A 14,226-nucleotide genomic window follows, 5' to 3' on the forward strand; every position below is an offset into this window, starting at 1 on the left:
CGAAACAGCCCACAAAGACCTCATTTCGCGATTCGTTACGTAACGATGTAACGCCACGCACCCGGAACGCCGGACACGTCTCTCGCACTTTCCACAGGCCCGCCGCGCAGACCGCGCCGCCCGTTTTTTCTCCCTTTCTTCTCTCCTCTATCTAGATATGTTCAATCCCTCCCAGGAAGACGTGCGCCGCTTCTTCTGCGACGTGTACGCCAAGCACCGGCAGGGCCTGCCGATGGAGCCGCTGGAGACCATCGCGGCCGGCTGGATCGACGAGCACCCCGAGTACCACGAGGACCTGATCGACGCCGACGCGGCGGTGGCGCGGGTGTATGACGGATCGAACGGCCGCGAGAACCCGTTCCTGCATCTGTCGATGCACCTGTCGATCAGCGAGCAATGTTCCATCGACCAGCCGCGCGGCATCCGCCAGGCCGTCGAACTGCTGGCCGCGCGCCGCGGCTCGCTGCTGCATGCGCACCACGAGGCGATGGATTGCCTGGGCCAGATGATGTGGGAGAGCCAGCGCGCCGGGCGCCCGCCGGATGGCGATGGCTACGTGGCCTGCGTGCAGCGCCGCGCCACGAAGGACTGACGAACCGTCAGCTGATCGCGCGCGGGGTTGTTCCTTTTCGCGACGGCAACGCGCCCTGCGCTTTCGCGGCTTCGCGCAGCAGCCCCGCCATCGCGGCACGCAACGGTGACGGCTCGGCCTCGCTGCGCTGCAGCAGGCCGACCGGCTCCTCGGTGCCAGTGGTGTCGATCGGCAGGCGCACCAGGCGGCCGTCGGCCAGCTCGCTGCGCGCGGCGCCCAGCGGCGTGATCCACACCGCGTCCGACACCGCCACCAGCGCACGCGCCACCGCCACGTCGAGCGTCTGCAAGGCATTGGGCGGCAGCGCCAGGCCGCGCGCCGACAAAAAGCTCTCGGTGTTGTGGCGCGGGGCCGTGCCCTCGCCGTACACGACCAACGGATAGTCGAGCACCGCCTGCACGGGCGCCGGCTTGCGCGCGAGCGGATGGCCGGCGCGCACGGCGAACACCAGCGGCTCGGTGTGCAGCAGCTCGAAGCTCAGACCGCCCATGAGGCGCGGATCGCTCATGCGGCCGACCACGAGGTCGAGCTCGCCGGCGCGCAGCTCGTCGAGCAGCACGGCGTTGGCCGCGCTCTTCACCAATACCTGCACCGCCGGCCAGCCCTCGCGCAGCCGCGCCAGCGCCACCGGCAGCAGCGCGGGCGCCACGCTCGGCAAGGCGCCGATGCGCAGGCGCTCGATGCGCCCGCCCGCCGCGGGCGCCACGGCCTGCGCGCTGGTGTCCATCGCCTCGAGCACGCGCAGGGCATGGGCCAGCAGCTGCTCGCCGGCCGGCGTGAGGCCCTGCACGCCGCGGCGGCCGGCCTGGCTGCGTTCGACCAGCCGGGTGCCGACCACGGCCTCGAGCTCCGACAGCGTCTTCGACACCGCCGGCTGGCTCAGTGCCAGCCGCTCGGCCGCGCGCGCCAGGTGGCGCTCCTGCGCGACCGCGACAAAGGCGCGCAGGTGCCTCAACTGCACGTTGCGCACGAAATCCTGGCGAAGCTCGGCGGGAGACTTTTTCAATGCCTTCTGGTTATTGAAACTGGAACAATCTTCAATTTACATCATTGATTGCGACTTCTACAGTGCGGGCTTCGGATTCGTCCCACGACAGGAGACAACGTACATGACCAAGACCCCCGGTGCCCAGCCCGTCCTCACCCCGCGCGACTGGGACGCCCATCCCAGCTACATCTACCCCGGCTACAAGTCGACCGGCAAGCGCGGCCCGCAGAAGCCGCTGATTCCACTGAAGGCCTCGCTCGGCGAGCTGCAGCAGCCCGTGTACGGCCACGACAGCATCGGCGCCTTCGACCACGACCTCACGCGCAACGCGCGCGTCAACGGCGAGCCGCTGGGCGAACGCATGATCCTCACGGGCCAGGTGCTCGACGAGCGTCGCCGCCCGGTCGCCAACACGCTGGTCGAGCTCTGGCAGGCGAATGCCTCGGGCCGCTACGTGCACAAGGTCGACCAGCACGACGCCCCGCTGGACCCCAACTTCCTGGGCGCGGGCCGCTGCCTGACCGACAGCGAAGGCCGCTACCGCTTCCTCACCATCAAGCCCGGCGCCTATCCCTGGGGCAACCACCCCAACGCCTGGCGCCCGCAGCACATCCACCTGTCGCTGTTCGGCCAGAGCTTTGCCAGCCGCCTCGTGACGCAGATGTACTTCCCCGGCGACCCGCTGCTGCAGTACGACCCGATGGTCACCGGCACGCCCGAGCGTTACCGCAACCGCCTCATTGCCGACTTCAGCCTCGACATCACCGAGGAAGGCTACGCCCTGGGCTACCAGTTCGACATGGTGCTGCGCGGCGCCGACGAAACGCCGTTCGAGAACCGCTGAAAGGATTCCTCATGCCATTGATGACCGCCCAGGCAGCCGACTTCGGCCAGACCCCCTCCCAGACCGTCGGCCCCTACTTCGCCTACGGCCTCACCGCCACGCAGTACGGCTACAACTTCAACCAGCCCTTCGACGCCGTGCTGGCGCTGGACACCGCCAGCGGCCAGCGCATCCGCCTCGAAGGCCGCGTGATCGACGGTGACGGCAACCCGATCCATGACGCGCTGATCGAGATCAGCCAGCCCGACGGCGAAGGCCGCTACCCGCAGACGCCCGACGAGGCGCGCGCCCTGGGCTTTCGCGCCTTCGGCCGTGTCGGCACGGGCACCGACGCGCAGCACCGCTTCGTGTTCCACACCGTCAAGCCCGGCGCCGAAACGCCCGGCGAAGCACCGCACATCAACGTGATCGTGCTGATGCGCGGCCTGCTGCTGCATGCCTTCACGCGCGTGTACTTCAGCGACGAAGCCGAAGCCAACGCGAAGGACGCCGTGCTGCAGAGCGTGCCGGCCGAGCGCCGCCACACGCTGATCGCCGAGCGCGTGGAGCAAGGCGGCGCGGTGACGTATCGCTTCGACATCCGCATGCAGGGCGCGGACGAGACGGCCTTCTTCGACGTCTGACCCCCGGGAAAATCCGGACGAAAAAAAGCCCGCATCCGCGGGCTTTTTCTTTGGGGCAGCGGGTCTCAGTGCCCGTCTTGCTTACTGAGGCGCGTGATGCAGGCGCGACTCCGGCACGATCTTCAGTTCGCCAGGCAGCGTGCTGATGTAGGTGGCCAGGGTCTTCAGTTCGGCGTTGGTGAACTTCTTGGGTTCGACCTGCGCGGCCATCACGGCGTTCGAACGGCCGAGGTGGGGGTTGTTCTTCACGCGGTACGACTTCAGCGCCACGAACAGGTAGTCGGCGTGCTGGCCGGCCAGCTTGGGCACGGTGCCGTCGTTCGGCGTGTTGAAGTTGGCGCCGTGGCACTTGGTGCAGCTGTTGTCCTTGTCGCGCGCGATGAGCGCCTGGACGTTTTCGGACGCGGCCTTGGCCGGTGCGGCAGGGGGCGCATCGCCTTCCTTCACACCGAGCTGGCTGTAGTAGGCCGAGAGGTCGGCGATGTCCTGTTCGGTGAGGCTGTCGGCGATGGCGCGCATCGTCGGGTGCTTGCGGTCACCGCCCTTGTACGCGGTGAGCGCGGCCGAGATGTACGTGGCGCTCTGGCCCGCGATCATCGGGACCTTGTGGATCTCGGGGAAGCTCGCCTGGTAGCCGATGATGCCGTGGCAACCCACACACATCTGGACCTTCTTGGCGCCGTCCTGGGGCTTGCCAGTGACTTGCTGGGCTTGTGCCGAGAGCGTCACGCAAGCGACAGCAAGGGCAAACATCGTGGTCAACAACTTGTTCATTTTGCGCGCACAATCTCGTGGAGATACAGTTTTTCGAATCAACATTCGATTATATGCAAGGGTCCCACGGGAACCTCGCGCGAGCTGCACAAGAGGCTGCGCAATGCAGTTCGAGTGTGTTCTTTTCTCCACCCTGCCTCCGCTCCACTCATGAAATTCAAGGGCTCAGACAACTACGTCGCCACTCAGGACCTGATGCTGGCGGTCAATGCGGCCATCACACTCCAGCGCCCTCTGCTCGTCAAGGGCGAGCCCGGCACCGGCAAGACCATGCTGGCCGAGGAAGTGGCGCAAGCGCTCGACATGCCGCTGCTGCAGTGGCACATCAAGTCGACCACCAAGGCGCAACAGGGCCTGTATGAATACGACGCCGTGAGCCGCCTGCGCGACTCGCAACTGGCCGACGTGGACGGCGGCCAGCGCGTGAAGGACATCCAGAACTACATCATCAAGGGCGTGCTCTGGCAGGCCTTCACGGCCGACCAGCCGGTCGCGCTGCTGATCGACGAGATCGACAAGGCCGACATCGAATTCCCGAACGACCTGCTGCGCGAAATCGACCGCATGGAGTTCTATTGCTACGAGACGCGCGAACTCATTCGTGCCAAGCACCGTCCGCTGGTGTTCATCACCTCGAACAACGAGAAGGAACTGCCCGACGCCTTCCTGCGCCGCTGCTTCTTCCACTACATCAAGTTCCCCGATGCCGAGACGATGAAGCACATCATCGCCGTGCACTTCCCGAACCTGAAGCAGGAGCTGCTCACGTCGGCAATGAAGACCTTCTACGACGTGCGCAACCTGCCCGGCCTGAAGAAGAAGCCCTCGACCTCCGAGCTGCTCGACTGGCTCAAGCTGCTCGTGGCCGAAGACATTCCGCTCGAAGCCCTGCAGAGCAAGGACGACAAGGTCGCCGTGCCGCCGCTGGTGGGCGCGCTGCTCAAGAACGAGCAAGACGTGACCTTGTTCGAGAAGCTCGTCTTCATGCAACGCAACAACCGCTGAGCCCATGAGCCAGCAACAGCCACCGCCGCATTCCACCGGCCAGTTGATGAAGCTGGGCGTTGCCCAGGCGGTGTTGTTCGTGGCGGGCGCCCTGCTCGGCCGCGGCATCGGCCTGCTGCTAGGCCTCGACGCCTTCGGCGCCGGCGGCTACGGCAACAAGGAAATCTTCGGCATCCTGCTGATCGGCCTGGGCGGCGGTGCCGGCGTGCAGCTGGCACGCGCCTGGTACACGCGCAAGTACGGCAACCCGCGCGGCTGAGAAGCCGCAGCAACAAGCCGAGCCCCTGCCCCACTGCTCACGAGAGAGTCTCCTGATATGGCGTTCGTCGAACCTGTCACCCTGAAGGCCCGCGGCATCGCGCTGGTGCCGCTTGCACTCCCCCACGAAGACGGCCTGCGCGCCGCGGCCGCCGACGGCGAGCTGTGGAAGCTGCGCGTCACCTCCGTGCCCGAGCTGCAGGACACGCGCGCCTACATCGAGACGGCACTCAAAACCGCCGACCGCTTCGCCTTCGCCGTGACCGACGAGGCCACCGGCACGGTGCTGGGCAGCACGAGCTTTCACGACATCCTGCCGGGCGTGAAGCGCGTCGAGATCGGCTACACCTGGTACGCCGCGCGCTGCCACCGGACCCACGTCAACACCACCTGCAAGCTGCTGATGCTCACGCACGCGTTCGACACGCTCGGCTGCAACGTGGTGGGCTGGCGCACCGACAACTTCAACTTCGCCTCGCAGCGCGCCATCGAGCGCCTGGGCGCGAAGAAAGACGGCGTGATCCGCGGCCACGTGATGCGCCGCGACGGCACCATCCGCGACACCGTCATGTACAGCCTGCGCGCGGGCGAATGGCCCGAGGTGAAGGCCCAGCTGCAGTACCTGCTCGACCGGCCGCGCGACTGACGCCGGCGACGACACACAAGGAGCGCACCCCATGCTCATCGACTTCTTCTACACGCTGCGTTCGGCCAAGCTGCCGGTGTCGGTCAAGGAATACCTCACGCTGCTCGAGGCGCTCAAGGCCGACGTGGTGGGCCCGAACTCCGACGGCGCCTACGGCATCGACGACTTCTACTACCTCTCGCGCACCGCGCTCGTGAAGGACGAGAAGCACTACGACAAGTTCGACCGTGCCTTCGCCGCCTACTTCAAGGGCGTCGAGATGCTCACCGACTTCACCAAGGAAGTGCCGCTCGACTGGCTCAAGAAGACGCTGGAGCGCGAGTTCACCGCCGAAGAGAAAGCCAAGATCGAGAAGATGGGCTGGGACGAGCTCATGGAAACGCTCAAGAAGCGCTTCGAAGAGCAGAAAGAGCGCCACGAAGGCGGCAGCAAGTGGATCGGCACCGGCGGCACCTCGCCCTTCGGCAACGGCGGCTACAACCCGCAGGGCATCCGCATCGGCGGCGCGGGCAAGAACAAGAGCGCCGTGAAGGTGTGGGACCAGCGCGCCTACAAGGACTACGACGACACGCAGGAACTGGGCACGCGCAACATCAAGGTCGCGCTGCGGCGCCTGCGCAAGTTCGCGCGCGAAGGCAACGTGGAAGAGCTGGACCTGGACAACACCATCCACTCGACCGCCGCCAACGCGGGCTACCTCGACATCAAGATGCGGCCCGAGCGCCACAACAACGTCAAGGTGCTGCTGCTGATGGACGTGGGCGGCACGATGGACGAGCACATCCAGCGCGTCGAAGAGCTGTTCTCGGCCGTGAAGACCGAGTTCAAGCATCTGGAGTTCTACTACTTCCACAACTGCGTCTACGACTTCATGTGGAAGAACAACAAGCGCCGCTTCTCCGAGAAGTTCGCGACCTGGGACATCCTGCGCAAGTACAACAAAGACTACAAGTTGATCTTCGTGGGCGACGCCACGATGAGTCCTTACGAAATTTTGCAACCTGGCGGCAGCGTCGAATACAACAACGAAGAGGCCGGCGCCGAGTGGATCCAGCGCCTCACGCACACCTTCCCCAAGTTCGCCTGGATCAACCCCGAGCCCCAGGGCGTGTGGCAGTACCGCCAGAGCATCGCGGTGATGCAGCAGCTCATGTCCAACCGCATGTACCCGCTCACCTTGCGCGGCCTCGAAGAGGCGATGCGCATGCTGTCCAAGTAACCCACGCCCCCGCACAAGTGGGGGGCACGCCTCACACGTGTGCTGTCAGAATGCCCCCATGGTCAGGGTGGCATCCGTTCTTTCGCCGGCGTTGTGGCCGGCTTTGCTTTTTTCCGGCGTCCTGCTCTTGCAAGGCTGCAGCCTGCTGCCTAAAAAAGAGGCGGCAGACACGGGCGCGCCCACCGTCGGCGTGGTGCGCAGCGCCGATGCCGACAGCAACAAGGACGACGACAAGGCCAAGGCCGACGGCCGGCGCCGCGCCTTCACCGTCGACGTGCGCGGCCCCGAGACCGAGCGCGACTACCTCACGCGCCACCTCGAGATCCAGCGCTACCGCGAGCTCGACGACCTGGGCGTGACCGAGGTCTCGCGCCTCATGGTCGCGGCCGAAGCCAATGCGCGCGAGCTGCTGGGCACGCTGGGCTACTTCACGCCCACGCTCACGCTCGAACTCAAGGAAACGCCCGACAGCACCGAGGCCCCGCGCGAGGTCGTCATCACCGTCGCGCCCGGCGAGCGGACCCGGGTGTCGACCGTGCAGATCCGCTACGCCGGCCAGATCGCCGACGACCCCACCGCCGAAGCACAGCGCGACGCCATCCGCACCGGCTGGGCGCTGCGTGCCGGCGAGCCTTTCACCCAGGGGGCGTGGGACGACGCCAAGACCACCGCGCTGCGCAGCCTCACGGCCAGGCGCTTTCCCACCGGCAGCGTGGAAGTCAGCCGCGCCGAGGTCGATGCCGACCGCCACGAAGCCCGCCTCGGCGTGACCTACCAGTCGGGCCCGGCCTACAAGTTCGGCCCGCTGGTGCTGCGCGGCGTGGAGCGCTACGACGCCGACGCCGCGCGCCGCATCGCGCGCCTGCCCACCGGCACCGACTACGACCAGCAGAAGCTGCTCGACGCGCAGCAGCGCCTGGCCAGCAGCGGCTACTACGACTCGGTGTTCCTCACGCTCGACACCGACAACAACACGCCGCTGGCCGCGCCCGTGACCGCCCAGCTGCGCGAGGCGCCGCTGCAGAAGGTCGTGATGGGTGTCGGCTTCACCACCGACAACGGCCCGCGCCTGTCGATCGACCACACCCACAACCGCATGCCGCTGCTCGGCTGGCGCGCGGTGTCGCGGCTCTCGCTGGACAACGACATCCAGTCGCTGGGCACCGAGTGGAACGCCGTGCCCAACGACCGCGGCTGGCGCTGGTTCGCCGGCGGCGAACTCAAGAGCGAGCAGTCGGGCAGCTACGTGGTCGACAGCGGCCGCCTGCGCGGCGGGCAAAGCAAGTCGAGCGACCACATCGACCGCAGCCTGTTCCTGCAATACGACTACGCCCACAACCGCGGCACCGACGCGCCGCCCTCAGCCTCGGCGGTCACCGCCAACTGGGGCTGGACCGGGCGCTACTTCGACGACAACTCGGCGCCCTCGCGCGGCTACGGCCTGGCGCTCGAAATGGCCGCGGGCTACACGCTCACCGGCCAGCAACTGCCCTTCACCCGCACCTACGCGCGCTTTCTCGGCGTGCTGCCACTGGGCGCGGCCGACGACAAGAACGCCCGTGCGCGCCGCAGCCGGCTGCAGATGCGCCTGGAGGCCGGCGCCGTCGCCGCCAAGGAGAGCGCGCAGATCCCGTCCACGCTGATGTTCCTCACCGGCGGCGACACCACCGTGCGCGGCTACAGCTACAAGCAGATCGGCACCGTGCGCGCCGACGGCAAGACCGTGTCGGGCCGCTACCTCGGCGTGGCCAGCCTCGAATGGCAGCGCCCCTTCGTCTACAAGGACAAGCTCACCGAATGGGAGAGCGTGGTGTTCGTCGATGCCGGCGCCGTGGCCGACAAGCCCGGCGAGCTCAAGCCCAAGGTCGGCGTGGGCGTCGGCGCGCGCTGGCGCAGCCCCATCGGCCCCGTGCAGGCCGACCTGGCCTACGGCGTCGACTCGAAGAAATTCCGCCTGCACTTCCGTCTCGGCTTCACCTTCTGACCCGCTCCATGCCGACCACGCCCGCCACAGCCACGCCCCGTCCCCGCTCGCGCACCCGCCGCGTGCTGCGCGCGCTGGGCTGGACCCTGGTGGGCCTGTTGCTGGTCGTGCTGCTGCTCGCCGCAGGCACCTGGTGGTGGCTCGGCTCGAACAAGTCGTTGGCCTTCGCGCTCGCGCAGGCCGCACAGCGCCTGCCTGCGGGCCAGACGCTCGAAAGCCGCGACGTGACCGGCTCGCTGCGCACCGGCGGACGCATCGGCTGGCTCAAGTGGCAAAGCGAAACCCTCGCCGTCGAGGTGAACGACGCCACGCTCGGCTGGCAGCTCGCACCGCTGTTCCAGCGCAAGGTGCAGCTCGGCGACATCCACGCGGCGAGCCTGTCGATCGAACGCCGCGGCCCGCCCAGCGACACGCCGACCGAGCCGCTGACGCAAGTCGCACTGCCCGTCGAGGTGGCCGAGGTACCCTTCCGCATCGACGAGCTGCGCTGGGCCGGCCCACCCCCGCTGAAGGCCACCGGCCTCGCCGGCCGCTACAGCTACCTCGGCGCGCAGCACGCGCTGGACATCGAGGGCGTCGACATCGCCGACGGCCACTACAGCGCCCGCGTGCGGCTGCAGGGCCCGGCGCCGATGGCGCTCGACGCCACGCTCGACGGCCGCGTGAAAGCCCCGCTCGCCGAAGATCGCCACCTCGAGGTGCAGGCCAAGGCCTCGGTGAAGGGCACGCTGGCTGGCCCCGAGGCGCGCCTGCAGGTCGCCGCCGACCTGCAACCCACCGAGCCCAACGCCGAAGCGCCGATGGAAGCCAGGTTGCGCGCGCAGATCGCGCCCTGGCTGCCGCAGCCCGTGGTCGATGCCAAGGCCGACCTGCGCAACGTCGACGCCGCCAGCCTCTGGCCCGGCGCGCCGCAGACCCGGCTCACCGGCAGCGTCGAACTCGCGCCCGACGCCGCCACCGGCCCCGCCGCATGGAAGGCCTCGGCCGACATCCGCAACGCCGTCGCCGGCCCGTGGGACCAACAGAAGCTGCCGGTCGAGCAGGTCGAGGCGCAGGTCGGCTTCGACGGCACGACCTGGACCGTGCCCGAAGCCACCGTGCGCGCCGGCGGCGGCCGCATCGACGCCGAAGGCAGCTGGAGCCCCGCGCCCTCGCCCTGGCAGGTGCGTGCCACCGTGCGCGGCGTGCGGCCCGGCGCGCTGTACAGCGAGCTGTCGGGCGCGCCCGTCGGCGGGCAGATCAGTGCACGGCAGGCCGAAGACTCCGACACCCTCGTCTTCGACGTGGCCCTCCGCGCCGAAGGCAACGGCGGCGCCGGCAGCAAGGCGCTGCCCGGCTTCGGCCTCGACCGCGCATTGGCGCAGGGCCAGTGGAAAGACCAGGTGCTCGACCTGCGCACCCTGCGCGTCGAAGCCATGCGCGCCCGCATCGACGGCAAGCTGCAGGTGCGCGTGGCCGACCAGGCCGCCAGCGGCAAGCTCGACCTCTCGCTGCCGGGCGGCAGCGCGCAACTCGACGGCCGCATCGCGCCCGCCACTGGCGGCGGCGACCTCAAGGCGCGCATCGACGACGCCGAGGCGATGCAGCGCTGGGTGCAAAGCCTGCCGGGCCTGTCGGGCGTGTTCGCAAGCGCCAGCGCCAAGGGCAGCGCCCGCCTCGACGCCAGCTGGCAAGGCGGCTGGCAGACCGTGCAACGCCGCATCGAGAACCCTGGCACCCCCACCGCACGCGGCAGCGCCGAGCCCAGCCTCAAGGCCGCGCTCGCCGTGCCGCGTCTCGACCTGAACCTGCCCGCCGCACAGCCTGGCGGCACGGCCACCAACGTGCAACTGCGCGAGCTGCAGGCCGACCTTGCCGGCAGCATTGCCCAGGCCACGCTGACGCTCAAAGGCGAAGCCACCACCGGCACGCAGAAGCTCGCGCTCGACACCCGCGCCAGCGGCGGCCTCGCCAGCGCCAACCAGTGGCGCGCCACCCTCGCCAGCCTGCGCCTGCAGGCACAGGACACCGCCACCGCGCGCCCCGGCCAAGGCCCCTGGGTGCTGGAGCTGGGTCGTGAAGTCACGGCCACCGTGCGCGCCGCCGACAACCGCCTCGACGTCGAAGCCTCCGCCGCCGAGGCCACTCTGCGCGGCCCGCTGCCCGGCACCGTGCGCATCGACTGGCAGCCGCTGCGCTTCAACCAGAGCGGCGCCGCACCGAACCGCGTGTTCCGCCTGCAGTCCAAGGGCCAGATGCAGGGCCTGCCGATGGCCTGGGCCGGCGCGTTCGGTGCCAACGCCACGCTGAGCGAACTCGGCATCAGCGGCGACCTCTTGTTCAACGGCGACTGGGACATCGACGCCGGCGACACCCTGCGCGCCAAGGCCCGCCTTGCGCGCCAGAGCGGCGACATCCGCGTGCAGGCCGGCGAGGCCGCACTCGTCACCCGCATCACCAGCACGGGAACCGGCACCGCGAGCGAACGCACCATGAGTTCGGCCAGCGGCAAGAACGACGTCAACGGCGTCGATCTCACCGCCACCCCGGCCGGCCTGCGCCGCGCCGAACTGCAGCTCGACGCGCAAGGCGACGCCGTGCGCGCCACCCTGGCCTGGGACAGCGAACGCGCCGGCCGCCTCGACGCCGAACTCGGCACCCGCATGCAGCAGCGCAGCGGTGGCTGGCAGTGGGCACCCGATGCGCCGCTCAACGGCACCCTGCGCGCCGCGCTGCCCAACCTGGGTGTGTGGTCGATGCTCGCGCCGCCCGGCTGGCGCATCGCCGGCACGCTCGACGCCAACGCCACCCTGTCGGGCAACCGCACCGCACCGCGCTGGAACGGCACCCTCGGCGCCGACCAGCTCGCGCTGCGCGCCCCGGTCGAAGGCCTCGACCTGCGCGACGGCCGCCTGCGCGCCTCGCTCACCGGCGACCGCCTCGAAATTGCCGAGTTCACGCTCAAGGGCGGCGCCGGCAGCACCGCGCGCATCGGCGGCCAGAGCGGTAACCGCAGCACCGCCGCCAGCGAAGCGCGCACCGACGGCGGCTCACTCACCGCGCGCGGCGACCTCAGCTGGGGCAGCAACAACAGCGCGACCAGCACCGGCATCCGCATGGCCCTGCAGGCCGAACTGCGCGCCCTGCGTGTGCTGGTGCGCACCGACCGCCAGGTGTCGCTGTCGGGCAACCTGCAGGCGCGGCTGGACAACGGCCAGTTCAACGTGCGCGGCAAGCTCAAGACCGACCGCGCCGTCATCATCCTGCCCGACGAAACCGCGCCCAGCCTGGGCAGCGACGTCGTCGTGCGCTCGGCCGCCAAGGACAAGGCCGCCGCCGAGGCCGCGCAGCGCGAAGCCGCCAAAGCCGACGCCCAGGCGGCCAAGGCCGCCAACAAGCCCCAGACCGCCAAGCCGCCCGACATCGTCGTCACCTTCGACCTCGGCGACGACTTCGCCGTGCAGGGCCGCGGCATCACCACGCGGCTCGAAGGCGAACTCGAAATCCGCAGCACCCGCCTGGACGCCCCGCCGCGCATCACCGGCGAAGTGAAGACCGTGAAGGGCCAGTACCGCGCCTACGGCCAGCAGCTCGATGTCGAGACCGGCATCGCGCGCTTCAACGGCCCGTTCGACAACCCCGCGCTCGACATCCTGGCCATCCGCCCGAACATCTCGCAGCGCGCCGGCGTGCAGATCACCGGCTCCGCGCAGTCGCCCCGCGTGAAGCTCTACGCCGAGCCCGCGCTGTCCGACGCCGAAACGCTGTCATGGGTCATCCTGGGCCGCGCCTCGGCCACCAGCGGCGGCGAATCGGCTCTCTTGCAACAGGCCGCCCTGTCGCTGCTCGGCAAGATCGGCGGCACCACCACCGGCGGCAGCCTGGCCAGCCGCTTCGGCCTGGACGAACTCGGCTTCAAGGGCCCCGGCAACGGCGGCGACCTGCGCGAGTCGGCCGTCACGCTGGGCAAGCGGCTGTCGAAAGACTTCTACATCACCTACGAACGCAGCCTGGGCGGCACCTTCGGCACCCTCTTCATCTTCTACGACCTGACCAAACGCCTCACGCTGCGGGGGCAGGCGGGGCAGACGAGCGGGGTGGACCTGATCTATACGGTGAAGTACGACTGAGGGTGCAGACACCCCAAACTGGTAAAGTGCGGGCCGCGCAGCAGCAGCAACAGCGCGCACCGTCTTCGTAGTTCAATGGATAGAACGGGGTCCTCCTAAGACTCAGATACAGGTTCGATTCCTGTCGAAGGCACCACCGACCGAACACGCTGCAAGTACTTCCGATACGCAACGTAGCCGGAAAGGTAGTGCTCCACGTCATCGATCCGGACCCGGAAGCTGTGGTGCCGGATAAAAAAGCTCCCCACGACCCGCCCCGGGTTCTTGAAGAACATCGCCAGCTCAGGGAAGAAATGCCCCGTCATCAGGTACCTGGCCCGTTGTTCCAAAGCCAGGCGGAACTTGTCGAGGTCGAAGCCTTCCAGCAGATGCGACAACTCGGGCGTGGATTGCAGGCGCACGATCATCTTTTCGGCCGCCATCATCAGTTCCAGCAAGGTGGGGAAGGTGGTGATGCGTTCGAGCACGAAGTCCAGGTGGTCACGCACGTTGTCCAGACCAAAGCGGTAGTACCGCGCCTCGGGCTTGTACAGCGTGATTTCGTTGACGCAGTAGCCCAGCCAATGGTCGTGAGCTCGCCAATGCTCGGCCTCGATGAAGTAGTTGAAGGCCAGTTCGGCACTGCGTAGCCATCGCGCGTCGCGGGTCAGGCCGTAAAGACGCATCAGACCGAAGGCGGCCTCGCCGTCGTAATAGATGATGCGGCTCTCCTGCTTCACGGCCAAGTCGGGGTGGTGGAGCACGTGCACGAAACGCCCCGTCGAAGCGTCCTGCATATGGACGATGCCAAGCGCCAGCGCCTCGAGCAATGGAAGGTATTGCGAGTCGCCGGTCAGCTCGGTGTATGTCGACAGCGCCAGCAGGCAGACGGCATTGCCGCCGAGCTTGATCTCGTCGCCTTCGTCCACGAGGAACGCGGCCTGCGCACCCGACGGCAACGTCGCGTGGTGGATGAAGTTGCCGATCAGGTGAGCGAGCGCCTTGTCGATCGCCACCTTGTGCCGCGAATCGCCCGTGAGCTCCCAGCCTTCCAGCAACGCATAGGTGGAGCTGGCATGCCGCAAGGTGTTGTAGGTGGGAATGGGGCGGTCGAAGCACGGGAACCAGCCGTACTGGTACTTGCCCGAAGGGGTGACCTGCCGCGCGAGATAGTTTGTGCCCGTGGCAATCACTTCTTGAACGTA

General features: G+C 68.3%; 12 protein-coding genes and 1 tRNA gene. 11 read left to right on the top strand and 2 right to left on the bottom strand.

Features of this window, described 5'->3' with window-relative positions:
- Positions 1-157: 157 nt before the first annotated feature.
- Complete coding sequence (locus IG196_RS26150) at positions 158-592, top strand: DUF1841 family protein (protein ID WP_062482964.1); 435 nt, start codon at positions 158-160, stop codon at positions 590-592.
- Positions 593-599: 7 nt separating this feature from the next.
- Here the strand turns inward: IG196_RS26150 and IG196_RS26155 are convergent, their stop codons facing one another.
- Positions 600-1,598: a LysR substrate-binding domain-containing protein gene (locus IG196_RS26155; RefSeq protein WP_225616806.1), complete on the bottom strand. Its 999-nt coding sequence runs from the start codon at positions 1,596-1,598 to the stop codon at positions 600-602.
- A gap of 103 nt (positions 1,599-1,701) precedes the next feature.
- Here IG196_RS26155 and pcaH point away from each other — a divergent pair, with 103 nt between their 5' ends.
- Together pcaH and pcaG are read left to right on the top strand one after the other, a co-directional pair.
- Positions 1,702-2,424: a protocatechuate 3,4-dioxygenase subunit beta gene (gene pcaH, locus IG196_RS26160; RefSeq protein ID WP_101488643.1), complete on the top strand. Its 723-nt coding sequence runs from the start codon at positions 1,702-1,704 to the stop codon at positions 2,422-2,424.
- An 11-nt stretch (positions 2,425-2,435) separates the two neighbouring features.
- Entirely contained in the window at positions 2,436-3,047 is a 612-nt protein-coding gene (gene pcaG / locus IG196_RS26165) for a protocatechuate 3,4-dioxygenase subunit alpha (RefSeq protein WP_192193643.1), read from the top strand.
- A gap of 81 nt (positions 3,048-3,128) precedes the next feature.
- On the opposite strand, the gene IG196_RS26170 is transcribed toward pcaG, so the two are convergent.
- Positions 3,129-3,821 carry a c-type cytochrome gene (locus IG196_RS26170; RefSeq protein WP_101490329.1) on the bottom strand — a complete coding sequence of 231 codons (693 nt, stop codon included), beginning with the start codon at positions 3,819-3,821 and terminating at the stop codon, positions 3,129-3,131.
- A gap of 150 nt (positions 3,822-3,971) precedes the next feature.
- On the opposite strand from IG196_RS26170, the gene IG196_RS26175 reads away from it, so the two are divergent.
- The 8 genes from IG196_RS26175 (at position 3,972) to IG196_RS26210 (ending at position 13,671) form a co-directional block, all read left to right on the top strand.
- The gene (locus tag IG196_RS26175; RefSeq protein ID WP_099792867.1) at positions 3,972-4,826 is read left to right on the top strand and encodes an AAA family ATPase; all 855 of its coding nucleotides are present in this window, start codon (positions 3,972-3,974) and stop codon (positions 4,824-4,826) included.
- 4 nt (positions 4,827-4,830) lie between these two features.
- The gene (locus tag IG196_RS26180; protein ID WP_192193644.1) at positions 4,831-5,085 is read left to right on the top strand and encodes a hypothetical protein; all 255 of its coding nucleotides are present in this window, start codon (positions 4,831-4,833) and stop codon (positions 5,083-5,085) included.
- Between the two features lie 57 nt (positions 5,086-5,142).
- Positions 5,143-5,730: a GNAT family N-acetyltransferase gene (locus IG196_RS26185; RefSeq protein WP_192193645.1), complete on the top strand. Its 588-nt coding sequence runs from the start codon at positions 5,143-5,145 to the stop codon at positions 5,728-5,730.
- Positions 5,731-5,761: 31 nt separating this feature from the next.
- Entirely contained in the window at positions 5,762-6,949 is a 1,188-nt protein-coding gene (locus IG196_RS26190; RefSeq protein WP_099792873.1) for a vWA domain-containing protein, read from the top strand.
- 58 nt (positions 6,950-7,007) lie between these two features.
- Positions 7,008-8,933: an autotransporter assembly complex protein TamA gene (locus tag IG196_RS26195; RefSeq protein ID WP_192193646.1), complete on the top strand. Its 1,926-nt coding sequence runs from the start codon at positions 7,008-7,010 to the stop codon at positions 8,931-8,933.
- An 8-nt stretch (positions 8,934-8,941) separates the two neighbouring features.
- Positions 8,942-13,042, top strand: coding sequence for a translocation/assembly module TamB domain-containing protein (locus IG196_RS26200; RefSeq protein ID WP_192193647.1), 4,101 nt, complete (start codon positions 8,942-8,944; stop codon positions 13,040-13,042).
- A gap of 61 nt (positions 13,043-13,103) precedes the next feature.
- Positions 13,104-13,178 (top strand) — tRNA-Arg (locus IG196_RS26205).
- Positions 13,179-13,230: 52 nt separating this feature from the next.
- A complete protein-coding gene (locus IG196_RS26210; RefSeq protein ID WP_192193648.1) occupies positions 13,231-13,671 on the top strand; it encodes a hypothetical protein in 441 nt (146 codons plus the stop codon).
- Positions 13,672-14,226: the final 555 nt, after the last annotated feature.

The sequence above is a fragment of the Variovorax sp. 38R genome (genome assembly GCF_014843395.1).
In the GTDB taxonomy this organism is placed as follows: Bacteria; Pseudomonadota; Gammaproteobacteria; order Burkholderiales; family Burkholderiaceae_C; genus Variovorax; species Variovorax paradoxus_H.

Bases quoted from the DNA above. Each gene is read 5' to 3' on its own strand.
- IG196_RS26195 (WP_192193646.1), top strand. From the start codon at position 7,008: ATGGTCAGGGTGGCATCCGTTCTTTCGCCGGCGTTGTGGCCGGCTTTG.
- pcaH (WP_101488643.1), top strand. From the start codon at position 1,702: ATGACCAAGACCCCCGGTGCCCAGCCCGTCCTCACCCCGCGCGACTGG.
- IG196_RS26150 (WP_062482964.1), top strand. From the start codon at position 158: ATGTTCAATCCCTCCCAGGAAGACGTGCGCCGCTTCTTCTGCGACGTG.
- IG196_RS26200 (WP_192193647.1), top strand. From the start codon at position 8,942: ATGCCGACCACGCCCGCCACAGCCACGCCCCGTCCCCGCTCGCGCACC.
- IG196_RS26180 (WP_192193644.1), top strand. From the start codon at position 4,831: ATGAGCCAGCAACAGCCACCGCCGCATTCCACCGGCCAGTTGATGAAG.
- IG196_RS26190 (WP_099792873.1), top strand. From the start codon at position 5,762: ATGCTCATCGACTTCTTCTACACGCTGCGTTCGGCCAAGCTGCCGGTG.
- IG196_RS26170 (WP_101490329.1), bottom strand. From the start codon at position 3,821: ATGAACAAGTTGTTGACCACGATGTTTGCCCTTGCTGTCGCTTGCGTG.
- IG196_RS26175 (WP_099792867.1), top strand. From the start codon at position 3,972: ATGAAATTCAAGGGCTCAGACAACTACGTCGCCACTCAGGACCTGATG.
- IG196_RS26185 (WP_192193645.1), top strand. From the start codon at position 5,143: ATGGCGTTCGTCGAACCTGTCACCCTGAAGGCCCGCGGCATCGCGCTG.
- pcaG (WP_192193643.1), top strand. From the start codon at position 2,436: ATGCCATTGATGACCGCCCAGGCAGCCGACTTCGGCCAGACCCCCTCC.